Source organism: Thioalkalivibrio sp. AKL19, from assembly GCF_000420165.1.
Taxonomy (GTDB): domain Bacteria; phylum Pseudomonadota; class Gammaproteobacteria; order Ectothiorhodospirales; family Ectothiorhodospiraceae; genus Thioalkalivibrio.
In genome coordinates this window covers 83,108-104,748 of record NZ_ATUK01000001.1, presented here as the reverse complement: position 1 = coordinate 104,748, position 21,641 = coordinate 83,108, and the positions used below count along the sequence as shown (strand labels likewise).

Annotated in this window: 21 protein-coding genes; 7 read left to right on the top strand and 14 right to left on the bottom strand. The window is 66.0% G+C overall.

What is annotated here, in order from left to right:
• On the bottom strand, positions 1-538 hold a 538-nt coding region (locus F817_RS0100530), incomplete at its 3' end, for a hypothetical protein (protein ID WP_024325811.1).
• A 353-nt stretch (positions 539-891) separates the two neighbouring features.
• Between F817_RS0100530 and F817_RS14785 the strand changes: the two genes are divergently transcribed.
• The gene (locus F817_RS14785) at positions 892-1,200 is read left to right on the top strand and encodes a S24 family peptidase (RefSeq protein WP_024325810.1); all 309 of its coding nucleotides are present in this window, start codon (positions 892-894) and stop codon (positions 1,198-1,200) included.
• A 13-nt stretch (positions 1,201-1,213) separates the two neighbouring features.
• Here the strand turns inward: F817_RS14785 and F817_RS0100520 are convergent, their stop codons facing one another.
• A complete protein-coding gene (locus F817_RS0100520) occupies positions 1,214-1,846 on the bottom strand; it encodes a DUF429 domain-containing protein (protein WP_024325809.1) in 633 nt (210 codons plus the stop codon).
• A 124-nt stretch (positions 1,847-1,970) separates the two neighbouring features.
• Here F817_RS0100520 and ubiG point away from each other — a divergent pair, with 124 nt between their 5' ends.
• Positions 1,971-2,729: a bifunctional 2-polyprenyl-6-hydroxyphenol methylase/3-demethylubiquinol 3-O-methyltransferase UbiG gene (ubiG, locus tag F817_RS0100515; RefSeq protein ID WP_024325808.1), complete on the top strand. Its 759-nt coding sequence runs from the start codon at positions 1,971-1,973 to the stop codon at positions 2,727-2,729.
• On the opposite strand, the gene F817_RS0100510 is transcribed toward ubiG, so the two are convergent.
• Positions 2,676-3,344: a bifunctional 2-polyprenyl-6-hydroxyphenol methylase/3-demethylubiquinol 3-O-methyltransferase UbiG gene (locus F817_RS0100510; RefSeq protein WP_024325807.1), complete on the bottom strand. Its 669-nt coding sequence runs from the start codon at positions 3,342-3,344 to the stop codon at positions 2,676-2,678. The two genes, ubiG and F817_RS0100510, sit on opposite strands and share 54 nt — an antisense overlap.
• A gap of 253 nt (positions 3,345-3,597) precedes the next feature.
• Between F817_RS0100510 and F817_RS0100505 the strand changes: the two genes are divergently transcribed.
• Positions 3,598-4,221, top strand: a complete 624-nt coding sequence (locus F817_RS0100505) for an SPOR domain-containing protein (RefSeq protein ID WP_024325806.1) — start codon at positions 3,598-3,600, stop codon at positions 4,219-4,221.
• A gap of 8 nt (positions 4,222-4,229) precedes the next feature.
• Here the strand turns inward: F817_RS0100505 and F817_RS0100500 are convergent, their stop codons facing one another.
• Together F817_RS0100500 and F817_RS0100495 are read right to left on the bottom strand one after the other, a co-directional pair.
• Positions 4,230-4,775, bottom strand: a complete 546-nt coding sequence (locus F817_RS0100500) for a cyclin-dependent kinase inhibitor 3 family protein (protein ID WP_024325805.1) — start codon at positions 4,773-4,775, stop codon at positions 4,230-4,232.
• 34 nt (positions 4,776-4,809) lie between these two features.
• Positions 4,810-6,078, bottom strand: coding sequence for a phosphatidylserine/phosphatidylglycerophosphate/cardiolipin synthase family protein (locus F817_RS0100495; RefSeq protein ID WP_024325804.1), 1,269 nt, complete (start codon positions 6,076-6,078; stop codon positions 4,810-4,812).
• Between the two features lie 217 nt (positions 6,079-6,295).
• Between F817_RS0100495 and F817_RS0100490 the strand changes: the two genes are divergently transcribed.
• Positions 6,296-9,454, top strand: a complete 3,159-nt coding sequence (locus F817_RS0100490; RefSeq protein WP_042799027.1) for an error-prone DNA polymerase — start codon at positions 6,296-6,298, stop codon at positions 9,452-9,454.
• A 17-nt stretch (positions 9,455-9,471) separates the two neighbouring features.
• Here the strand turns inward: F817_RS0100490 and F817_RS0100485 are convergent, their stop codons facing one another.
• The 5 genes from F817_RS0100485 to F817_RS0100465 form a co-directional block, all read right to left on the bottom strand.
• The gene (locus tag F817_RS0100485) at positions 9,472-10,521 is read right to left on the bottom strand and encodes a glycosyltransferase family 10 domain-containing protein (protein WP_024325802.1); all 1,050 of its coding nucleotides are present in this window, start codon (positions 10,519-10,521) and stop codon (positions 9,472-9,474) included.
• Positions 10,518-11,483 carry a GDP-L-fucose synthase gene (locus tag F817_RS0100480; protein WP_024325801.1) on the bottom strand — a complete coding sequence of 322 codons (966 nt, stop codon included), beginning with the start codon at positions 11,481-11,483 and terminating at the stop codon, positions 10,518-10,520. The genes F817_RS0100485 and F817_RS0100480 overlap by 4 nt, the downstream gene beginning before the upstream one ends.
• Positions 11,476-12,561 carry a GDP-mannose 4,6-dehydratase gene (gene gmd, locus F817_RS0100475; RefSeq protein ID WP_018145793.1) on the bottom strand — a complete coding sequence of 362 codons (1,086 nt, stop codon included), beginning with the start codon at positions 12,559-12,561 and terminating at the stop codon, positions 11,476-11,478. Before gmd ends, F817_RS0100480 begins: the two co-directional genes overlap by 8 nt.
• A gap of 87 nt (positions 12,562-12,648) precedes the next feature.
• Positions 12,649-14,079 (bottom strand): mannose-1-phosphate guanylyltransferase/mannose-6-phosphate isomerase, encoded by a 1,431-nt coding sequence (locus F817_RS0100470; RefSeq protein ID WP_024325800.1) that lies wholly within the window; start codon positions 14,077-14,079, stop codon positions 12,649-12,651.
• Positions 14,080-14,084: 5 nt separating this feature from the next.
• Positions 14,085-15,428: a phosphomannomutase/phosphoglucomutase gene (locus F817_RS0100465; protein WP_024325799.1), complete on the bottom strand. Its 1,344-nt coding sequence runs from the start codon at positions 15,426-15,428 to the stop codon at positions 14,085-14,087.
• A 180-nt stretch (positions 15,429-15,608) separates the two neighbouring features.
• On the opposite strand from F817_RS0100465, the gene F817_RS0100460 reads away from it, so the two are divergent.
• The gene (locus tag F817_RS0100460; protein ID WP_024325798.1) at positions 15,609-16,370 is read left to right on the top strand and encodes a class I SAM-dependent methyltransferase; all 762 of its coding nucleotides are present in this window, start codon (positions 15,609-15,611) and stop codon (positions 16,368-16,370) included.
• Between the two features lie 116 nt (positions 16,371-16,486).
• On the opposite strand, the gene F817_RS0100455 is transcribed toward F817_RS0100460, so the two are convergent.
• The 4 genes from F817_RS0100455 to F817_RS0100440 all read right to left on the bottom strand — a co-directional run bounded on the left by F817_RS0100455 (position 16,487) and on the right by F817_RS0100440 (position 20,112).
• Entirely contained in the window at positions 16,487-17,761 is a 1,275-nt protein-coding gene (locus tag F817_RS0100455) for a diguanylate cyclase (protein ID WP_024325797.1), read from the bottom strand.
• Positions 17,762-17,845: 84 nt separating this feature from the next.
• Positions 17,846-18,238, bottom strand: a complete 393-nt coding sequence (locus F817_RS0100450) for a CBS domain-containing protein (RefSeq protein ID WP_024325796.1) — start codon at positions 18,236-18,238, stop codon at positions 17,846-17,848.
• A gap of 11 nt (positions 18,239-18,249) precedes the next feature.
• Positions 18,250-18,597 carry a hypothetical protein gene (locus F817_RS0100445; RefSeq protein ID WP_024325795.1) on the bottom strand — a complete coding sequence of 116 codons (348 nt, stop codon included), beginning with the start codon at positions 18,595-18,597 and terminating at the stop codon, positions 18,250-18,252.
• A gap of 3 nt (positions 18,598-18,600) precedes the next feature.
• Positions 18,601-20,112 carry a DUF1538 domain-containing protein gene (locus F817_RS0100440; protein ID WP_024325794.1) on the bottom strand — a complete coding sequence of 504 codons (1,512 nt, stop codon included), beginning with the start codon at positions 20,110-20,112 and terminating at the stop codon, positions 18,601-18,603.
• A 60-nt stretch (positions 20,113-20,172) separates the two neighbouring features.
• On the opposite strand from F817_RS0100440, the gene F817_RS0100435 reads away from it, so the two are divergent.
• Entirely contained in the window at positions 20,173-20,877 is a 705-nt protein-coding gene (locus F817_RS0100435; RefSeq protein WP_024325793.1) for an SDR family NAD(P)-dependent oxidoreductase, read from the top strand.
• Positions 20,878-20,969: 92 nt separating this feature from the next.
• The gene (locus tag F817_RS0100430) at positions 20,970-21,632 is read left to right on the top strand and encodes an OmpW family protein (RefSeq protein ID WP_024325792.1); all 663 of its coding nucleotides are present in this window, start codon (positions 20,970-20,972) and stop codon (positions 21,630-21,632) included.
• The last annotated feature ends 9 nt before the right edge of the window (positions 21,633-21,641 follow it).

The following is a 21,641-nucleotide window of genomic DNA, read 5'->3' as shown; positions in this document are numbered from 1 at the left end:
TCTGCTCGATCGGCACCAGGAAGCCTTCGTAATCACCCGCCGGAGTCGCATACCGCTCTAGAGTGATGGGCATGACTCGGTGCTGGTACTCACCCGTGTGTTCAACCTCTTGCGTCTCTCTATTCACGACGGTGGCCCTGCCAGAGGCGCTCCATGTCCGGTCGGGCACGATCCTGCTGGGTAGCAGCACCACCGGTGGCTCGTACAGCACGGTCTGGCCTTGCGTCAGCACGTCCAGACCGGTCAGCACCACACTGCCATCCCAAAGCTCGGAAAGATGGAGAATGTTGTAGTCACCAAATCGAACTTCCCAGCGGCCTTCACCATCTGCGGGAATCAGTTCCAGCACGACTTGCCGTCCCTCTCCGTCGCCGTCGACCACCCTGAACGTGCTTTTACCGGGAACCAGAGGGAAAAGCGCTCCGGCCTCCACCTCTTGCACCGTCGGCATCGGAGGCGCCGATGTCTCCGCGAAGGTGGCCCCGGCGGTGCAGAGGCCGACGCCGATCAGTATCGCTCGCGCGTAAGACCGATACATCGCATCTCTCCTGGAGTCCGTGAGCAAGGTGCGGCGCAACACTCGTAGCAGTGAAACGACGTCAACGGCAAAACCGGCGCCACTGGCCGGGATGGTGGAGACCTCTCCTAGATTGTAGAGGACGTCGTGCTCACGCGGCTCGCTGCACAAGCACATCCGGGCCCTGGGGGCCGCGGGATATGGGCAGCCCCCCGCGGTCGCCTTCGAGGGGTCCGGCTGGCCGACGGCTTGTCCGACTCACCCTCTTGCGGAGACGAAGGTGCGGCAACCGGGTCAGGGGTGCCCACAACCTGCCCCGGATCGGACGCATCGCGGCCGGCCAACCGTTCGAGGCGCTTGCGCACCCCGAACCCTTGGAAGTACCCGTTGCCCTGCGTGGGCGCGCCGAGCGCTATGTGCTCGAGGTGAAGGGTGACTCCATGCAGGACGCCGGCATTCTGGACGGCGACTGGGTGGTGATCGAGTCGCGCAGCCACGCGCGCAACGGCGAGATCGTCGTGGCCCTGATCGATGGCGCGGACGCCACCCTCAAACGCGTCGAGCAGACCCCGAAGGGCATCCTGCTGCACGCGGAGAATCCGGCCCATGCGCCCCTCTTCGTCGCCCCGGACCAGCTCCGCATCCAGGGCGTACTGGTCGGGCAGATGCGCCGCTACCCCTGATCGAAGCCGCCCGTCAGCAGGCGAAGTCGAACGGGTGCAGCGGCGGCTCGGCCGAGTGGATCCAGGCGGGTTTGCCCTGCCTCCACTGCCAGGCCGCCAGACCCGCAGCACAGGCGGCCACCGAGTGATCACTGACCTGGTCGAGATCGCACACCCCGCGGAGCCCCTGCCCCTCCAGCCAGGCCAGCAGCTCGCGGCGCGCCTCCGGCTCATGCTTCATGGCCTTCAATGTCGCCACCGAGGCGCCTTTCAGGACCATCGCCACGGTGGGATGTACCTCCACCACCCGGGCGTCCGGGCGCTCGCTGCCGAGCATGCGGCTGACCGCCACGCCCCGCAGCGTCAGGTAGGCCATGCGCGGTGCGGAAGGTGCCATGACGGTTCCGGCCGGCAATCCGTGTTCGACCGCGACGCGTCGCAGGGACTGGTCGGATGTGCGGCTGCCTCCGGTGGGCGAATACGACAAGGGCGCATCCAGCCCCACAATCGCGCCCGCGGGTACACGGTCGAGGATCGCCTGGTCGTTGGCTCCCGCCACCAGCTCCAACAGATCGAGCGCCCCACCCTGTTCACGGAACACGGCGACGGAGGTATGCGCGGCACTCCCGGGGCCGGACAGGTCCACCCCGATGATCGTCTGCCCCATTCGATCTACCTCGGCCCGCTGCTAACGAAGGGCCACCATCGCATCGATCCTGGGCGGGTGCGATCAAAAACGGGATCGCGTGGTCCGAAAGTAACCTTCACAACCATGGTGAGCCGCGCAGCCAATGAATTCTCCGGATGTGGAACGCGACCGAACCGTCGATCCGAACGAGGTGGAGCGCTACCGCGCCCTGGCCGAGATGTGGTGGCAACCGGATGGCAGGCTCTGGCCCCTGCACGTGCTGAACCGCCTGCGCAGCGACTATATACGCCATCAGCTCTGCCACTCGCTCGGACGGGACCCGGAAGCCGAGCACCCCTTGTCCGGCCTGCGCATGCTGGACATCGGCTGCGGTGGCGGCCTGCTGAGCGAGGCCATGGCCCGCCTCGGTGCGGACGTGCTGGGCGTCGACGTGGTGGACCGCAACATCGCCGCGGCCCGGCATCACGCCGACGAGCAAGGCCTCGACATCCACTACGAGGTCAACACGGCGGAGGCCCTCGCGGAGCGCGGGGAAGATTTCGATGTGATCCTCAACATGGAGGTGGTCGAACACGTCGCGGACCTGCCGGCCTTCATGGGGAGCGTCAATCGCATGCTCCGCCCCGGCGGTCACACCTTCGTGGCCACGATCAACCGCAATCCGGTCTCGTTCGTGGTGGCGATTGTCGGGGCCGAGTACCTCTTCCGCATCCTGCCCCGAGGCACCCATCAGTGGAAGCGATTCGTCACGCCCCGGGAAACGCGGGACCTACTGGCACGGGACGGCCTGGAGCCCGTGGCGCAGACGGGGGTCAGGGTCAATCCGCTCAACCGCCGGATGTGGCTGTCACGATCCATGAGCGTCAACTACATGATCCTGGCGCGCAAGCCCATTGCCTGATTCGGCGCTCTCGCTCGCCGGGCACGCCACCACGAGGCAGGAAGCGCGCGACCCATGGGTGGCCAGCACGCTCCATTCCTCCACCACCAGATCCGCGGCCGCGAGCTGGGCGCGGAGATCCGCCTCGTAGGTCACGTGCCCGAAATCGATGGTCGTGATCCGTCGCAGCAGGGGCTTGAGGATCTCGACCCAGCGCACCGGGCGGTGCTGGATGGTCTGCGTGAACAGGAACCGGCCGCCTGGCGCGAGCAGCCCCTTGCAGTGGCGCAGCGCCTGTTCCGGATCGGGCAGCAGCATGAAGCTCGCGGAAAAGTACACCACGTCGTAGGGACCACCCGCGTGGTCGTACACGGATTCCCGAAACACCGCGGCGCAGTCGGCCAGGGTTGATTCCTGCAACCGGCGCCGCGCCCGCCGGACGTAGGCGCCATCGATGTCGATCCCGGTCAGGTGCAACTGCTTGTGCCGCGCCCGCTCAGCATTGGCCAGCAATGCCCCCGCCGTGCCGATGCCCACATCCAGCACTCGCGCGGCATCGGGCATCCGTTCCAGGGCCTCCGCATACCAGCGGGCGGTCAGTCGCAGGATCAGGAGATCGTAGATCGCACTTCGCATCAGGCTTCTCGCCAGGAACCAGAAAGGCAGCGCGGCCGGGACAAGCGCCGTACGGACCCTCGCCAGGCCCAGCGCGCATCATCCCACCCAGGTAGACAGCTTTCCACGAACCTCTCGACTCCTGGCCCGACCCATAACTGGCATTTTGTTTGCATGTCGCTACAAGAGGGCGGAAACGTCATTTTTCTGTCGCACGACGGAGGACCCGCCCCTCGATGACGAAAAGGCAAAGATTGCCAAGGAGGGTCACAAGATGATCAATCTGTTCCTTACCCGACGCCAACTGTTCCTCCTGGTGCTGGGCACGCCGCTGGCCACGGTCCTGCTGTTCGTTCTGGGTGTCTTTTCGGGCGCCGCGATCGGGGCCCCCGGACCGCTTGTCGCCGAGCCCGAATCGGCGGCAACCGATAACACGAGCTCGGCGCCGGAATCCGGAAGCGCCCGCGCGTCGTGGCTGGATGCCCCGGCACCCTTGTCGACCCGCGCCGGCGATGACGCCGTATTGCCACTGTTCTCGCCGGCTCGCCATTCCAGCCGCATTGAGAGAAAAAACCAGGAACCGTCGCGGGCGGAACCCACGCCGGAACGCCAGCATGAGCCGAGCGAAGACGCCTCCGCACCCGAGGAGCTGTATTCTATCCAGGCCGGCGTATTCACCGAACTGGAAAACGCCCGGAAGCTGGACCAGACCCTCAAGGCCCGCGGGCTTGCCAGCCGCCTGGAGGTCGTGGACGGACCCGAGCCGGCCTCCGAACGCTACCGGGTTCGCATCGGCCTGTTCGACTCGCGCGCAGCCGCGATGGCCGCCCTCGAGGCACAGCAAGGGGATACGCTCGCGGATGCCTTTATCGTCGCGCGGCCGTTGAACCACTCCTGAAACGCACCTCAGTCCGTGCGCGGCAAGCTGCGCAGGTAACGCTCCTGGTCGGGGCTTTCGATCGCGCCGGGGCGGGCCGACCGGACCTCCCGGATGGCCGCCTCCGGCGCAAGCCCGCGTTCGATGAGGGTCAGGGCGGCAATGGTGCCCGCACGGCCCTGACCGCCCCCGCAGTGGAACACCACACGCTCCCCGGCCCGCAACCACTGATGGACCTGCGGCCCGACATCCTGCCAGCCCTCTTCCCAGGGCCGATCGGGAGCGGCCATGTCGCCAATCGGGAGATGCAGCCAGCGCATCCCTGCCGCCTGAACGGTTTGCCCCAGATCCGGGATAGCCAGATCCGTGAGTTCGCGCGTCTGATTCAGGGTCACGAGCACCTGCGTACCCCAATCCCGCAGGGCCGCGAGATCGTCCTGTACGTCCTGCATCTCGCAACCCACCCCATCCGGCCGCTTGCCGGGACAGCGAGTCATGCCGATCGCCCCACCCTCGGGCAGATGGATAACCCCGATGTCGAGGGAAGGAGCCGGACGGGTCGTGGTCGGGGTCATGGCACTCTCCTGCCAGTGCATGTGGATGGCTGCCTCAGAGATAGGGCCCAATCAGCTGCGTGATCCACCCTGCCAGGCGTCGCCGCAGTGGCCGGTTCTCCCAGTCCTCGATGGTCAGGCGTTCGGCATCGGCCTTGTCCGACTCGATCAACTCGCGGATCTCGCGGGCGAAGTCCTCGTTCCAGATACTCAGGTTGGCCTCGTCGTTCAGGCGAAACGACCGATTGTGCAGATTGGCGGAACCGACGCTGGCCCAGCGGTCGTCAACCGCCATCAGCTTGGAGTGGTACATGCGCGGGCGGTATTCGTACAGTTCCACGCCGGATTCGAGCATCGGCCGCCAACGATTGACCGATGCGTGACGGAAGAAACCGAAGTTCATGCTGTCACCCGGGGTCAACACGCGAATATGGACGCCCCGATCTGCTGCCTCCATCAGTGCGTCCAGGAACCGCGGATCGGGATAGAAATAGGCCGTGCCAATGGTGATGTGTTCCTCCGCCGCGGCGATCGCATGCAGAAACATCAGGCGTACCCGGTGACGCCCCTCGCGCGGGGCGCTGTTGACCACCTGGGCGTCGCGATCACCCCTCTCCGTCAGGGCGGGAAAATAGGCCTCGCCGGTGGGCATCCGACCCGTGGCGTCCAGCCAGGTCTCCAGGAACACCGCCTGCAGATTGCCGACCACCGGACCCTGAATGCGAAAGTGGTTGTCGCGATAGCCCTCGCGGTCGTCACGATCAACCCAGGGATCCGCCACGTTGGCTCCCCCGATGAAACCGGTATGGCCGTCCACCACGAGCAGCTTGCGATGGGTGCGGTGATTGAAGCGCGACAACTGGTACCAGGACGGCTCGCGCCAACGCACCAGCTCCACCCCGGCCTCTTCCATGCGTTCGAACGCCTCGGGGTCGGCATTGCGCGAGCCAAGGAAATCCAGCAGGGCATGTACCCGGACGCCGCGTTCCGCCGCATGCGCCAGGGCCTCGGCGAAAATAACCGCCTGCTCGCCCCCGTATTCATAGACTTCAAAGGTAACGGAGTGCTCGGCGTTTGCAATCGCCTCAAGCTTCGCCGCGTAGATGGCCTCACCATCCTGCAACAGGTCAATCCGATTGCCGCTCACGACCGGTTGTTGCAGGAGCAGCCCCATGTCCCGCCGGAACTGCTCCGATGAAGTCCCGTATTCCAGCACCAGCGGCTCTTTCAGCCGGTCCGGTTTCGGCAGCGCATTGAACAGCACCACATTCCCCAGCGCGAAGATCAGGGCAATCAGCACCATCGGGAGCAATACGTAGCGCATGGGGAGCTCCAGGCAGCCAGCGGGTGGACGAGAATTTCGCCGCAGTGTACACAGCCGAATACAGCAAACCGGGGAGCGATTCATCACAGGGCCTGATCCCGGATTTTGAACTCCCGGTTACATCCGCGCATCCGACCCCGTTCTTCAAGCGTGATAAGTCGACGCTCCCTACGGGCATTGCGGGGCGGACTCCGCATACTGTATATATCGACAGTCTATGGAATCCGCCCCGCATGCCCCCACCCGCAAGCATCCTGTCGCCCCCCCGGCCTATGCCGAACTGACGACGCTCAGCAACTTCTCGTTCCTGCGCGGGGCTTCGCACCCGGAGGAACTGGTCGAAAGGGCGCAGGCGCTGGGCTACCGCGCGCTGGCGCTGACCGATATCGCCTCGCTGGCGGGTGTAGTACGAGCACACTCGGCAGCAAAGGAATGTGGGTTGCACCTGATCCTGGGGGCGACCTTCCGGCTTGCCGATGGCCCCGCCCTGACGCTTCTGGTGCGCAATCCCACGGGATACGCCGCCCTGTGCCGATTGATCACTGGGGCCCGCGGCGCGGCGGACAAAGGACACTACCACCTGACGCGCGCCGATCTGGATGCCCTGCCCGCCGAGAGCCGCACCGGCTGGCACAGCCTGCTGCGGGTCGAGGCCGACAGCCCAGGGGCGGCGCTCGCCGAAGCGGCCCACTGGCTGTCCGGATGGGCCGCCCCAGGTCAGGGCCACCTGGCCGTGAGCCAGTTGCGTACCCCCGAAGATGCCACCCTGACGGCCCGCGCCCGGGCGCTGGGAACCGCCACGGGGCTCCCGCTCGTCGCCTGCGGCGACGTGCACATGCACCGGCGCGGCCGGCGCGCCCTGCAGGATGTGCTGACCGCCCTGCGCCTGCGTTCGACGGTCGCGGAGGCGGCGCAGGAACGCTTCCCCAATGGGGAACGCTGCCTGCGCCCGCGGGCCGAGCTGGCCGCGCTGTATCCCGCCGCCTGGCTTGAGGCCAGTGTAGCCATCGCGCGGGACTGCGATTTCTCGCTGGACGCGGTCACCTACCGCTACCCCACCGACCCGTTGCCGAAGACCATGACCCCGTCCGCCTACCTGCGCGAGGAGACCCTCAAAGGTGCTCGCCAGCGTTGGCCCGACGGCATCCCGCCGACAGTGCAGGAACAGATCGAACGCGAACTGGGCATCATCCGCGAGCTGGGCTACGAGCCGTACTTCCTGACCGTCTACGACATCGTGTGCTTTGCCCGCAGCCGCGGGATCCTGTGCCAGGGGCGTGGCTCGGCCGCGAACTCGGCGGTTTGTTACGCACTCGGCATCACCGCGGTCGATCCCTCGCGCTCCAGCATGCTGTTCGAGCGCTTCATCTCCGCCGAGCGCGGCGAGCCGCCGGACATCGACGTCGACTTCGAGCACGAACGCCGCGAGGAGGTGATCCAGTACATCTACCGGCGCTACGGCCGCGAGCGCGCCGCGCTGGCCTGCACGGTAATCCGCTACCGCCGCCGCAGCGCCCTGCGCGACGTCGGCCGGGCGCTGGGCATCTCGCGCGCGCGGCTGGATGCGCTGACCGCCAACCTCGCCTGGTGGGACGACGGCATCCCCGCCGAGCGCCTGCGCGAGGTCGGACTGGACCCGGACGGCGCGCTGGCCCGGCAGTGGCAGACCCTGACCGCCGAGCTGCTCGGCTTCCCGCGCCACCTGTCGCAGCACACCGGCGGCTTCGTGATCGCCGACGGCCGGCTGGACGAACTGGTGCCCATCGAGAACGCGGCGATGCCGGAGCGCTCGGTGATCCAGTGGGACAAGGACGACCTTGACGCGGTGGGCCTGCTGAAGATCGACGTGCTGGCGCTGGGTATGCTCTCCTGCGTGCGCCGCGCGCTGGAGCTGATGGCGCATCACCGGGGCCGCGACTGGGGCCTGGCCGACATCCCCGCCGAGGATCCGGCGGTCTATCGCATTCTGCAGAAGGCCGACACCCTGGGCGTGTTCCAGATCGAGTCGCGCGCGCAGATGAGCATGCTGCCGCGCCTGAAGCCCGCGAACTTCTACGACCTGGTGATCGAGATCGCCATCGTGCGCCCCGGCCCGATCCAGGGCGAGATGGTGCACCCGTATCTCAAGCGCCGCGCCCACCCGGAGCGGGTGCGCTATCCGAACGCAGAGGTAAAACGCGTGCTCGGACGCACGCTGGGCGTGCCGATCTTCCAGGAGCAGGTGATCGAGCTGGCGATGGTCGCGGCCGGTTTCTCCGCCGGCGAGGCGGACGGGCTACGCCGCGCGATCGGCGCCTGGCGGCGCACCGGCCAGCTCGCGCGCTACCGCGAGCGCCTGATGGACGGCATGCGCGAACGCGGCTATCCGGAGAGATTCGCCGAGCAGCTGTACAAGCAGATCCTCGGCTTCGGCGAATACGGCTTCCCCGAGTCACACTCGGCGAGCTTTGCGCTGATCACCTATGTCTCGTCCTGGCTCAAGTGCCACGAGCCCGCGATCTTCGCCTGCGCCCTGCTGAACAGCCAGCCGATGGGCTTCTACGCCCCGGCGCAGATCGTCGCCGACGCCCGCCGCCACGGCGTGGAGGTCCGCCCGGTGGACGTGCGTTGTAGTGACTGGGAGTGCACGGTGGAACCGCTGGCCGGGAGCGACGCGCTGGCCCTGCGCCTGGGCCTGAACCGCGTCGGCGGGCTGGCGCGCGACGTCGCCGAGCGCGTGGTCACCGCCCGCGCTGAACGGGCCTTCGCGGACGTCCCGGACCTGGTGGCCCGCGCCGCCCTCACCCGCGCCCAGGCCAATCGCCTGGCCCGCGCCGACGCGCTCAAGGGCCTGGCCGGCAATCGCCACCAGGCACGCTGGGCCACCGAGGCGGTGGAGGAGCCCCTGCCGCTGTTCGCCGAGGGACCGGGCGAGACCGTGCGCGAGGCCGACGTGACCCCGTTGCTGCCCCGCCCGGATGCCGTGGACGATCTGGTGCAGGACTACGCCACTACCGGGCTGAGCCTGGGCCCGCACCCGCTGGCGCTGATGCGCCCGTTCCTGGAACAGCACCGGTTATCCACCGCCGCCCGGCTACTCGAACAGCCCGGCTACAGTAGCGCCCGCTACGCCGGGATCGTGATCACCCGCCAGCGCCCCGGTTCGGCCAATGGCACGGTGTTCCTCACCCTGGAGGACGAGACCGGCACGCTCAACCTGATCGTCTGGCCGGACCGCGTGGAACGCTTTCGCGCCGAGGTCCTGCACGGCCGCCTGCTGGAGGCCCATGGCGAGTGGCAGTACAGCGAAGGCGTCGGCCACCTGATCGTGCAGCGCCTGATCGACCGCAGCGCCTGGCTCGGCGAACTCGCCACCCACTCCCGCGACTTCGGCTGAACCGCAAAGCGGCCAGTTCAGATACGTCCGGCGAGGTGGCCAACGCGCTGGCTGACCTTCTCCCAGGCTCCTTCCAGAGCGGCCAGCGGATCGCGGCGCCGCAGGGCGCGACGAGAATGGATCCACTGCCCCGTGGGACCAGCCGGCTCGGTGTCGTGTGCAGCCTCGATAATCCGCGAGACCACGGCGAACTGGTTGTACTCCTCCAGCACCCGGCGCCGGGCCTCGAGGATGTGTGGCAGGCGCTGTTCATACTCGTTGTCGCGGATGGCGCGGCGAATGCGTTGTGCCATCCCCTCCACGTCTTCGATATCAATCGCGATGAAGCTTTCCGGCGGAAAATAGTCCGCCGCATTGGGCGCACCGTAGTAAAACGGGAGCGTCGCGCCGAGAAAGGCGTCCGCCAGCTTCTCGGTCCAGTGGTGCGCGCCCACGTAATTCTCCACCGCCAGGTGGTACCGGTACGCGTCCAGGCACTCGGCCTTGTCATCCAGCGGCTGCACGCCCTTGCCGAAGATCTCCAGTTCCGGCAGCTCGGCCTTCAGCGCCCAGGTGAAGTCATAGCGTCGCCGGTGCAAGGTGTGACGCTGGCGTTTCGCCGAACACATGGTGGCGATCTCGCGGGTCTTCTCCAGCGGCGGCCTCGCGTGCATCTCGTTGTACGGCCGCTCGCCCTGGCTGCCGAAACCGTAGTACCAGATCATCCCCTGCTGGGAATGGATGCGCCGCCGGTGCTTGAGGGCCCATTCCGGGTGCGAGGTCAGCACACGCCCGAACTGCCGGGTAAAACGCCGGCCGTAGGACTTGATGGACGGCGGCTCCATGGTTACCAGGAGCGTACGCTCGGCCCCACAGGTCAGCTGTTCGCTGTAGTGCCGGTTGCGCCCGGTGTTGGAAGGAAATTCGTCGTAGACCACCAGCCAGTCGTAGTCCGTTACCGCGGGGTCGAAAACGAACTCGCAGCGCCCCCAGCGCGCCTCGCCGTCCGGCAACTGGTGGCGCCAGATACCCTCGCGCATGGTCGAGAGAAACTTCACCCGAATCGGACGCGAGGCGGGCTCGGTCACGGCCGATCTCCGCCGCGTTCCAGGAACTCGGCATAGGCCCCGGAGAGCCCCTCTTCGAGTTCGATTCGGGCCTTCCATCCCAGCGCCGCGAGTCGCGAGACATCCAGCAGCTTGCGCGGCGTCCCGTCCGGGCGCGACGTGTCAAAACGCAGTTCGCCGGAAAAGCCCACCACCCGCGCCACCAGCCGCGCCAGGTCGGCGATCGCAAGATCTTCGCCGGTGCCGACGTTGATATGGCTCAGCATCGGTTGCGTGTGTTCTGCGTAGGTCACGTGATCGAGGTTCATCACGTGCACACAGGCCGCCGCCATGTCATCCACGTGGAGGAACTCCCGGCGCGGGGTGCCACTCCCCCAGACGGTCACCTGCCCGGCTCCGGCCCGCTTCGCCTCGTGAAAGCGCCGGATCAGCCCGGGAATCACGTGGCTGTTCTCCGGGTGATAGTTGTCACCCGGGCCGTAGAGGTTGGTCGGCATCACCGAGCGGTAATCCGTGCCGTACTGCCGGTTGTAGCTCTCGCACAGCTTGATGCCGGCGATCTTGGCAATCGCGTAGGGCTCGTTGGTCGGCTCCAGCGGCCCGGTCAGCAGGGCCTCCTCGGGGATTGGCTGCGGCGCCTCGCGCGGATAGATGCAGCTGGACCCGAGAAAGAGCAGCCGCCGCACGCCCGCGATGTGCGCGCCATGGATCACGTTCGTCTGGATCGCGAGGTTGTCGCGGATGAACTCGGCCGGATAGGTGTTGTTGGCATGGATACCCCCGACCTTGGCCGCCGCCAGATAGACCTGATCCGGGCGCTCCACGCGCATGAAGGCCTCGACCGCCGCCTGATCGGTCAGGTCCAGCTCCGCATGGCTACGGGTCAGCAGTTCCACACCCGGCCAGTCCTCGAGCTGGCGACACACCGCGCTGCCCACCATCCCCCGGTGTCCGGCGACGAAGACGCGTTGCGATTTACTCATGGCGGCTCAGGGTCCGGTAGCCGTGGTCGCGCACCAGCTCGTCCCGCTCGGCGCTCCTGAGGTCCTCGCGCACCATCTCGGCCACCAGTTCGTCAAAGCGAATACGCGGTTCCCAGCCCAGCTCGCGCTTGGCCTTGCTGGCATCCCCCAACAGGGTCTCGACCTCGGTGGGACGAAAATAGCGCGGGTCCACCGACACGATGCAGCGGCCCTTTTCGTCGAATCCCTGTTCGTCCACGCCCTCGCCGCGCCATTCGATACGCATGCCCAGCTCGCGCGCCGCGGCATCCACGAAGTCGCGCACGCTGTGCTGTTCGCCGGTGGCGATCACGTAGTCGTCCGGGGTTTCCTGCTGCAGCATCAGCCACTGCATCTCGACGTAGTCACGGGCATGCCCCCAGTCCCGTTTGGCATCCAGGTTGCCCAGATAGAGCCGTTCCTGCAGCCCCAGCTTGATACGGGCCAGGGCGCGCGTAATCTTGCGGGTGACGAAGGTTTCGCCACGCACCGGCGATTCGTGGTTGAACAGGATGCCGTTGCAGGCGTACATCCCGTAGGCCTCGCGGTAATTGACCACGATCCAGTAGGCATACAGCTTGGCCACCGCATACGGGCTGCGCGGATAAAATGGGGTGGTCTCGTCCTGCGGGGTGGCCTGAACCTTCCCGTAGAGCTCCGAGGTGCTGGCCTGATAGAAGCGCGTGGTCTGCTCCATACCGAGGATGCGGATCGCCTCCAGCACGCGGAGCGTGCCCAGGGCATCGGAGTTGGCGGTGTACTCCGGCTCCTCAAACGAGACCGCGACATGCGACTGCGCGGCGAGATTGTAGATCTCGTCCGGCTGCACCTGCTGAATGATGCGGATCAGGCAGGTCGAATCGGTCAGATCCCCGTGATGCAGAATGAACCGGCGATCGCTCTCATGCGGGTCCTGGTAAAGGTGGTCAATGCGATCGGTGTTGAAGAGCGACGAGCGGCGCTTGATCCCGTGCACCTCGTAGCCCTTGTCCAGCAGGAACTCGGCCAGGTAGGCCCCGTCCTGCCCCGTGATCCCGGTGATCAATGCCACTTTGGCCATGTCGACTCCCGCTACCGGACGGCACCACGCAAAAACGCCGCCCAAAACGCCGGATCATAGCATTCCCGCCACAGCCAGGCCGCACGCTCAGGCGCGACCGTAGACGTCCTCCAGGCGAACGATGTCGTCCTCGCCCAGGTAGCTGCCGGACTGGACCTCGATCAGCTCCAGCGGGAGTGCGCCCGGGTTTTCCAGGCAGTGGACCTGCCCGATGGGGATGAAGGTCGATTCGTTTTCGGTGACCAGGTAGTTCCGTTCGCCGTTTGTCACGCGGGCGGTCCCGCTGACCACCACCCAGTGCTCAGCGCGATGATGATGCATTTGCAGGGACAGTCGGGCCCCCGGGTTCACGGTGATGCGCTTGACCTGATAGCGCGATCCAGTATCGATGGATTCGTAGCAGCCCCAGGGACGGTAGACCACGGTGTGGTCCACGTGCTCGCTGCGATTGGCCTCCTTCAGGCGGTCAACGATGCGCTTGACGTCCTGCACCCGGTCGCGATCGGCGACCAGCACCGCATCGCGGGTTGCCACCACCGCCAGGTTGCGCAGTCCGATGCCCGCGACCAGGAGGCCATCGGCGTCCACCACGCAGCCCTCGCTGTCTTCCAGCAGGCAGTCGCCGCGCAGCGTGTTGCCCTCCTCGTCCATGCCGCGTACCCCGGCCAGGGCGGACCACGAGCCGATGTCGCTCCAGCCGGCGGCGAGTGGCGTCACCGCGGCATGTTCGGTGCGCTCCATCACCGCGTAATCCACGGAGATATTGGGCGCCGAGGCGAAGGCCTCGGGGTCCACCCGCAGGAAGTCGAGATCCTCGCGGGCATCCTCCAGCGCGGCGCGACAGGCGGTCATGATGGCGGGCTCGAATCGCGCCAGCTCGTCGAGGTACTGCGATGCGCGGAAGACGAACATCCCGCTGTTCCAGAGGTAGTCGCCGCGCTCGACGTAGTCGCGGGCCGTCGCGGCATCCGGCTTCTCGACAAACCGCGCCACCCGGGCGCCGGCTTCTCCCAGCGACTCCCCCTGCTGGATATAGCCATAGCCCGTCTCCGCGGCGGTGGGCACGATGCCGAAGGTCACCAGGTAACCCGCGTCCGCCAGGGCCACGGCTCGCGCAACGGCTTCGCGAAAGGCCGCGGCATCCCCGATGTGGTGGTCCGCGGCCAGCACCAGCAACAGCGGATCGCGCCCTTCGGTTCGCGCCTGCAGCGCGGCCAGGGCGATCGCCGGAGCGGTATTGCGCCCCTCGGGTTCCAGCATAATGCGCGCCTGCTCCACACCCGCCGCGCGCAACTGCTCGGCCGCGAGGAAACGATGCTCGACATTGGCCAGTACCAGCGGCGGTGCCGCGCCCAGGCCGTCCAGCCGCTGCGCCGTCTGCTGCAGCAGGGTCTGCTCGCCCGTCAGGGACAGGAACTGCTTCGGATAGTGGCTGCGTGACACGGGCCACAGCCGGGTACCCGAGCCGCCGGCCAGGATCACCGGCTGCAGGTCGGTCCGGCTTTGCGTCTGTTCCATTGGTCTTACCCCCGTATCAGGCGGGAAATCTCGTCCACGCGGCGTTCCAGCAGGGCCGGGTCGGCGCGGGTTTCCACATTCAGCCGCAGCAGCGGTTCGGTATTCGAGCTGCGCAAGTTGAAGCGCCAGTCGGCGAACTCCAGGCTGACGCCATCGGTATGATCCAGCGCCCCGCCCTGCTCCGCGTAGGCACCCAGTACCCGGTTGGTGGCGGCCGCCACATCCTCGACCTCGAAGTTGAGCTCGCCACTGCATGGAAAGCGGGCCATGCGTTCGGCCACCATCTCGCCCAGCGACTGGCTCCGCCGGCCCATAAGTTCGGCGACCCGCAGCCAGGGCAGCATCCCGGTATCGCAATAGTAGAAATCGCGGAAATAGTGGTGGGCACTCATCTCGCCGCCGTAGATCGCATCCTCGTGGCGCAGCCGCTCCTTCATGAAGGCATGTCCGGTCTTGGACTGGATCGGCTCGCCCCCGGCCGCGCGCACCATCTCGATGGTGTTCCAGGTCAGGCGCGGGTCATGGACGATCCGTTCCCCGGCATGACCCTCCAGGCAGGCCTCGGCGAGCAGGCCGACGATGTAATACCCCTCGATGAAGTTGCCTTGGGCGTCGAACAGGAAACAGCGATCAAAGTCCCCGTCCCAGGCCACGCCCAGATCGGCGCCGTGGCGGCGTACCGCCTCGGCGGTCGCCGCCCGGTTCTCCGGCAACAGTGGATTGGGGATCCCGTTGGGGAATCGGCCGTCCGGCTCGAAATTGACCCGGATCAGTTCAAACGGGAGATACGGCTCCAGCGCTTCCAGTACCGGACCCGCGCCCCCGTTTCCGGGGTTTACGACCACCCTGAGCCTCGGAAGCGCCTCGCGATCGACCGAGGCCAGCAACCGGGCGACATAGTCAGCCCGGTGGTCCAGGTGTCGCACCTGGCCATGGGGCATAGGCCGGAAATCGCCACGCTCGGCGCGCGCGCGGATCGCCTGCAGCCCGGAATCCCCACTGATCGGCCGCGCCTCCCTGCGCACCAGCTTCAAACCGTTGTAGTCCAGCGGGTTGTGGCTGGCGGTCACCATGATCCCGCCGCCCGCGCCGTAATGCGCCGTGGCGAAATAGACCTCTTCCGTACCGCACATGCCGATATCGGCCACGTCGCTGCCCCCGGCCGTCAGGCCTTCGGTCAGCGCCCGCGCCAGTTCCGGGCTGGACAGGCGGATATCGTGTCCGACTACGGTTCGCCCCGGACGGATCTCCTCGGCGAAGGCGCGCCCGATCGCTCGCACCACGTCCGCGTTGAGTTGATCCGGCACCCGGCCGCGCACGTCGTAGGCCTTGAAACAGTCGATCTTCATGCACTCCCCTTCCTGCGATATTCAGTCCCCGTCCTGGTGGGGACCGCGACTCTTCGTTTCATGATACATAGCCGAATCGCCCCATGGCGCCCACTCGGTACCAACAGCGTGAACGGCGTTACTTGACGTTCCGGGTTCATGCCCCCGAACATGGTGTGTTTATCCAACGAGGAGAAGTCGATGAGTGAGCCGCAAGTGAAGACCGAGGAGAAGAAACAGCATTTTGACGACATCTACGTCGCCGAGACCCCGGTGCCGTTCAAAGAGCGCATCATCGACGCGCTCGACTACATCTCCGACGACTTCAACCGGCAAACCTTCGACCGGCTGATCCTCCCCTGGGCCGAAAAGCAGGCCGCCGCCGGCAAGACCCTGAATTACGTGGATCTGTGCTGCTGCTTCGGCAACACCACCATGGCCGCCATCCACAACATGGATGTCGAGGCAATCCGCGCCAACTGGGCCGACGAGCAGGCCTGCAAGACCGTCGCCGCGCCGCGCCGCCTGCCGATGAAGACCACCGGGATCGATATCTCCGGCAATGCGCTGGCCTATGGCAAGAGCGCCGGGCTGTTCGACACGACGTTCGAGGCCGATCTGAACCAGCCGGCCCCGGAGACCCAGGCCGCGATCGAAAAATCCATGGCCGATGCGGACATCGTGATCTCCACCGCATCGCTGGTCTACCTGGATCCGCCGGCGATCGAGAAGCTCGTGCGCTCCTTCGCGGAGACGCCGCGCGAGGGCTACATGCTGGTCAACTTCCTGAACCCCTTCGCCCTGGAAAAGGCCGACGCGACCAAGCGCCTGCTGCTGGAACACCTGGAATTCGTCGGTAGCACCGCCAGCCGCCATCGCCGCCTGTCGCCGCTGGAGCAGGAGAACTATCCGGGCGAGGACTGGGCCCTGCTGGAGATCTGGGTCCTGCGCCGCCGCGCGTAGTCCGGACGCTGCCAATATCGGGGCATGGCATCCCCGACAGGACACAGGACGGGCCGACCCTTTTGGGGTCGGCCCGTTTTCGTTACGGCCACCGACGCACTACCGGAACCACGGCCTCAGAGCAAGACAACGCGGTTACGACCCGACTCCTTGGCCTGATACATCGCTTCGTCCACTCGGCGGGCGAAGGTCTTGGGGGTATCGCCCTGGCGCATCTCGGTCACCCCGAAACTCGCCGTCACCGACGCCGGGCATCCCGTTTCCATGGCCGCCACTGCCTTGCGCAGCTTTTCGGCCATGGCTTCGGCGCCTTCTCCCGTTGTCTCCGGAACCACGACCATGAATTCCTCGCCGCCCCAGCGCCCAAGGGCGTCTGCCTCGCGCAGCGCGCCCTGCACCGTATCGGCCAGCCGCTTGAGGACGTTGTCTCCGGTCTCGTGGCCGTAGTCGTCGTTGAAGTCCTTGAAATAGTCGATATCGAACATGATCAGGGAGAGGGGCCGTCCATAGCGGCGGCTGCGCTCCATCTCCGCCTCCAGGGTATTGCCCAGACTCAGACGGTTGGCCAGCCCCGTCAGCCAGTCGGTATGGGCCAGGCGCCGGATCTCGTCCTCCATGCGCACTCGATCGGTCACATCCTTGCTGATCGACACGTAGTGCGTTACCCGGCCATGGGCATCGGTCACCGGACTGATGCTCTGCTCCATGTTCATCAGGGTGCCGTCGCGGCGGCGGTTCACGAACTCCCCACGAAAGGCGTCACCCCGTTTCAGGGTCTCCCACATCTCGCGGTAGAACGCGGCATCCTGCTGACCGGACTGGAGAAATCGCGGATTCTTGCCGACGGCTTCATTCCGGCTGTACCCGGTCTGCTCCTCGAAGGCCGCGTTCACATAGGTGATCGTGCCGTCCGGATCGGTGATCAGCACGGGATCCACCGACACCTCCAGCGCGGTCGACAGCAGCCGCAGATCGTCATCCCGCCGCCGCTCCTCGGTAACGTCCTTCTGCACCGAGACGAAGTGGGTAATGTCCCGGTCGTTATCGCTGGCATAGACGGGCGAGATGTGCCAGCGAACCGCGTACGAGTTGCCATCCTTGCGGTAGTTGACCGTTTCGCCCTCGAAATACTCTCCACCGAGGAGCGCCCCGCGCAACCTGTCCAGAACGGCGCGCGAGGTTGCCGCACCCTGAAGGATACGCGGGGTTTTACCGAGGGCTTCCTCCCGCGAATACCCGGTCATACGCTCGAAGCCGGCATTGACGTAAACGATCCGCGGGCCGGCGTCCAGATCGGCGTCTGTAATGACGACCGCGTTGTACGATTGCTCGATGGCCGCATCCAGCAATCGGAGTTTCTCGAACCCCTCGATGATCGACACGGACGCCATATCGGGCCTTCTGCAAAAAGTGAACGCACAACACCGGGTCATGCGCGAAGTCACTGAAATCCGACCCGCTTGGGGCGGCGGGGTTCAGTCCATGTCGGCCATCTCGAGGATCGATCCGACGATGTCGCTGGTCGTCACGATCCCTTCCAGCTCGTTGCCCTTCAGCACCACCAGCCGCCGGATCCCCTGGCTCACCATCAGCCGCGCGACGTACTTCACATCCATCTCGGCCGGCACGGTGATGACTGGCTTGGTGCAGACATCATAGACATTCGAGAGGTCGATATCGCCCTCCTCCGCGACGATCGTCTTGAGAATCGTGGTGTAGGTGATGATGCCGTAGGCGTCGTGCGGATGCTGCTTTTCCACCACCAGCGACTTCACGCCGTGCTTGCGCATCAATTGCATCGCCTCGCGAAGCGGTGCCAGCGGCGACACCGTGACGACATCGGGTCTGAGAATTTCGCTTACCAGCATGATGTTCTCCGTCAGAGTTCTTCCTTGACCTGTTCCTGGAACTGCTCGATCTGCTTGCGCCCGATACCGGCGAGATGGGCCACATCCACCGTAAAGGCCACTCCCCGCGGGTCATTGGCAAGATCCAGCTCCTTCGAGATGCACTTGAGCACGTCCAGGGCTACCTTTTTCTCCAGCACCCACAAGAGGACCGACTGACTGCCCTCGTAGGTCATGCCAAGAAACGTCTTGCGCGCCTCGGCGCCAATCCCGCGCGCATCCATAATGGTCACGCCACCTGCGCCCGCTTCCTTGGCCGTGGCAATCGCCTGTTCCTCCAGGTCATCCGAGAGCACGGCCACCAGTGCCGAAAATCGCATTGCTCACTCCTCCTGCCGCTCGTCGCGAGCGGACCAGCGTTCGTAAAGGTCCACGGCGATCGCGTAGAGCATCACCGTGACGATGGGAAATATCGACGCAAACGCGATCAGGCCGAAGCCGTCGATCAGTACGTTGCGATCCTCCAGGTGTGTCGCCAGGCCGATACCCAGCGCCGTCACCAGCGGCACGGTCACCTCCGAGGTCGTGACCCCGCCCAGGTCGAAGGCCAGGGCCACGATCTGCTTGGGGGCAAGGAGGGTCAGCACGATCACCAGCAGGTAGCCGCCCATGATGTAGTGGTGTATGGAATCCCCCGCGAGGATCCGATGGACCCCGATGGTGATCCCGATCGCCACCCCCAGCGCTACCAGGATCCGGATCACGTCACCCCGCAGGGAGCCGCGAGCCGCCTCTTCCGCCTTCTGGCCGATCGCGATCAGTGCCGGTTCAGCCATCGTGGTGGCAAACCCGATGGAGAAGGCGAACAGATAGACCCACAAGAACAGCTCGTTGGTGATGAGCTGCTCCGCCATGCTCTCGCCGATCGGGAACAAGCCCAGCTTGAGCCCGACCACGAAGGCGTACAGCCCCAGCACCACCAGGACGAAGCCGAAGATCACCCGCGGCAGATACGGGATGCGCTTGCGCAGCACGAAATACTGGAACACCACGATCACCGCGATGATCGGCGCCACGTCGCGCAGCATCAGTAGCAGGTCCATCCCCATCGCGCTCAGCCAGTGCCGCTCGCCAGCGCCCGGAAGATCCGTATCCGGATCCATCGCGGCGGTCTCGGTACCGGTCGGGGCTGCAACCTCAGCCCCCGAAAAGACGATGATCCCGTAGATCTGCACCGTGATCATCGGCACCATCACCGCCAGCGCCACCAGGCCGAAGCCGTCGCGCAGCGGGTTGCGCCCGCTGATCGAGGCGGCCAGGCCCAGGCCCAGCGCGGCCACCAGCGGCACGGTAACGATGTTCGTGGTCACCCCGCCCGAATCATAGGCCAGGCCCACGATCTCCTCGGGGGCGAAGAAGGTCACCAGAACCACCAGCACGTACCCGCTCAGGATGTACCAGTGCAACGGATGGCCCAGCACCGTGCGCAGGATGCCAAGCGCCACCACGGCTCCCACCGAAAGCGCGACGATCAGGCGCAGAATGAAGCCCTCGATCCGCCCCTCGCTGATCAGCTCCGCCTGCTCCGCCACGGCAATCAGGGCCGGTTCCGCGATCACCGTCGCAAATCCGAGGGTAAAGCCGAAAGCCATCAGCAGCAGCAAGGAACCGCGCCGCGCCAAAGCATTGGAGAGATTCTTCCCGATGGGGAAGATCCCCATCTCCAGCCCCTGCAGAAAGAGCGCCACCCCAAACACGACGATCGCCAGCCCTACGACCATGGACAGCAGGCCATCCGGCACCGTGCGCAGCACCAGTGCCTGGAACACCGCCACCACGATCACGATCGGCGCCAGATTGCGCGCCGCGTGACCCAGGGTGTGGAGAAAGTTCATGCGCTCCCTTGCCGGGGTATCGCCCCGGAATCAATTCCCCGCGTGGTGGTCGCAGGGTGTATGGAATCCCTGCAGATACCCTATCGCGCCGTGGTCATCGGCGCCACGGGCGGCCTCGGCGCCGCGTTCCTCCAGCATCTTGAAAACGACCCGAACTGCGCGCAGGTGGTGGGCCTCGGGCGCAGCACCCGGCCCGCCGTAGACCTTCTGAACGAGATCAGTATCGAGGCCGTGGCAAACTGGCTACAGGAGCAGGCACCGGAATGGGACCTGATCATCGACGCCACCGGCGTCCTGACCATGGACGGCCAGGGACCGGAAAAGCGCCTGCGCGACCTCGACCCGACGATCATGGCACAGGCCTTCGCCGTCAACGCCATCGGTCCGGCGCTGTTATTCAAGCATCTGGCACCACTGCTCCCGCGCGGCCGCAAGGGTGTCCTGGCCACCCTGTCCGCCCGGGTCGGCTCCATCGAGGACAATCACCTCGGCGGCTGGGTCAGCTATCGCGCCTCCAAGGCCGCGCTCAACCAGATCGTCCGCACCACGGCCCTGGAGATGCGTTTCAGCCATCGCCAGGCCGTCGTGGTCGCCCTGCAGCCCGGGACCTGTGCCACGCCCCTGTCGGAGCCGTATCGTTCGCGCGCACCCGAGGTGCTGAGCCCTGAGTACGCCACTGGCCAGCTGCTGGCAGTCCTCGACCGACTGGACGCCGAGCAGTCCGGGAGCTTTCATGACTTCGAGGGCCAGCGTCTCCCCTTCTGAAAACCGTCACGGGACATGATCTGCATCAACGAATACTGATACGCGCGGCGCGATAGTACCTCCGAACAATCACGCTTTCGGAGGAACCGAACATGCGACGCACCCTGACCTTCCGCTCCCTGGCGCTGGCCGGCCTGCTGGCCCCCGCCTCCCTGATCCCGGCCCACGCCACCGCCGCCAATGCCGATGTCTCCGCCGGCGACTGGCTGCTGCGTGGCGGCCTGACCCACGTGGCCCCCAAGTCCGACAATGGCAATCTGGATGCAAGAGGCCTGGCCCTGAGCGCCACTGCACCAGCTGACGTCGGCTCCAACACCCGCCCTTCCGGCAACATCACCTACATGATGACCGACAACCTGGGCCTGGAACTGCTGGTCGCCATCCCGTTCAAGCATGATCTGAACGTGGGCGGTGTCGACATCGGCAGCACGCGCCACCTGCCGCCGACCCTGAGCCTGCAATACCACTTCAACACCGGCACCGCGGTCCGCCCCTACGTGGGTGCCGGCATCAACTACACCCACTTCTTCGACGAAGATACGGCTGACGTGACGGGGCAGGACATCGACCTGGATGATTCCTGGGGAGCCGCGGTGCAGGCCGGGATCGACTTCGCGGTGGACGACAACTGGTTCGTGAACGCCGAAGTCCGCTGGATCGACATCGATACCGACGTGTCCCTGGGTGGCGACCATCTCGGCACCGTCAACATCGACCCCTGGACCTTCGGGATGAACGTCGGCTACCGCTTCTGACGCATGCCC

Excerpts from the sequence above, each read along its gene's own strand:
- F817_RS0100490 (WP_042799027.1), top strand. The coding sequence starts at position 6,296 with ATGGAATCCGCCCCGCATGCCCCCACCCGCAAGCATCCTGTCGCCCCC.
- F817_RS0100445 (WP_024325795.1), bottom strand. The coding sequence starts at position 18,597 with ATGCGATTTTCGGCACTGGTGGCCGTGCTCTCGGATGACCTGGAGGAA.
- F817_RS0100455 (WP_024325797.1), bottom strand. The coding sequence starts at position 17,761 with ATGGCGTCCGTGTCGATCATCGAGGGGTTCGAGAAACTCCGATTGCTG.
- F817_RS0100510 (WP_024325807.1), bottom strand. The coding sequence starts at position 3,344 with ATGCGAAGTGCGATCTACGATCTCCTGATCCTGCGACTGACCGCCCGC.
- F817_RS0100460 (WP_024325798.1), top strand. The coding sequence starts at position 15,609 with ATGAGTGAGCCGCAAGTGAAGACCGAGGAGAAGAAACAGCATTTTGAC.
- gmd (WP_018145793.1), bottom strand. The coding sequence starts at position 12,561 with ATGGCCAAAGTGGCATTGATCACCGGGATCACGGGGCAGGACGGGGCC.
- F817_RS0100435 (WP_024325793.1), top strand. The coding sequence starts at position 20,173 with ATGGAATCCCTGCAGATACCCTATCGCGCCGTGGTCATCGGCGCCACG.
- F817_RS0100505 (WP_024325806.1), top strand. The coding sequence starts at position 3,598 with ATGATCAATCTGTTCCTTACCCGACGCCAACTGTTCCTCCTGGTGCTG.
- F817_RS0100465 (WP_024325799.1), bottom strand. The coding sequence starts at position 15,428 with ATGAAGATCGACTGTTTCAAGGCCTACGACGTGCGCGGCCGGGTGCCG.
- F817_RS0100430 (WP_024325792.1), top strand. The coding sequence starts at position 20,970 with ATGCGACGCACCCTGACCTTCCGCTCCCTGGCGCTGGCCGGCCTGCTG.
- F817_RS0100440 (WP_024325794.1), bottom strand. The coding sequence starts at position 20,112 with ATGAACTTTCTCCACACCCTGGGTCACGCGGCGCGCAATCTGGCGCCG.
- F817_RS0100500 (WP_024325805.1), bottom strand. The coding sequence starts at position 4,775 with ATGACCCCGACCACGACCCGTCCGGCTCCTTCCCTCGACATCGGGGTT.
- F817_RS0100480 (WP_024325801.1), bottom strand. The coding sequence starts at position 11,483 with ATGAGTAAATCGCAACGCGTCTTCGTCGCCGGACACCGGGGGATGGTG.
- F817_RS0100450 (WP_024325796.1), bottom strand. The coding sequence starts at position 18,238 with ATGCTGGTAAGCGAAATTCTCAGACCCGATGTCGTCACGGTGTCGCCG.
- F817_RS0100495 (WP_024325804.1), bottom strand. The coding sequence starts at position 6,078 with ATGCGCTACGTATTGCTCCCGATGGTGCTGATTGCCCTGATCTTCGCG.
- ubiG (WP_024325808.1), top strand. The coding sequence starts at position 1,971 with ATGAATTCTCCGGATGTGGAACGCGACCGAACCGTCGATCCGAACGAG.
- F817_RS0100470 (WP_024325800.1), bottom strand. The coding sequence starts at position 14,079 with ATGGAACAGACGCAAAGCCGGACCGACCTGCAGCCGGTGATCCTGGCC.
- F817_RS0100520 (WP_024325809.1), bottom strand. The coding sequence starts at position 1,846 with ATGGGGCAGACGATCATCGGGGTGGACCTGTCCGGCCCCGGGAGTGCC.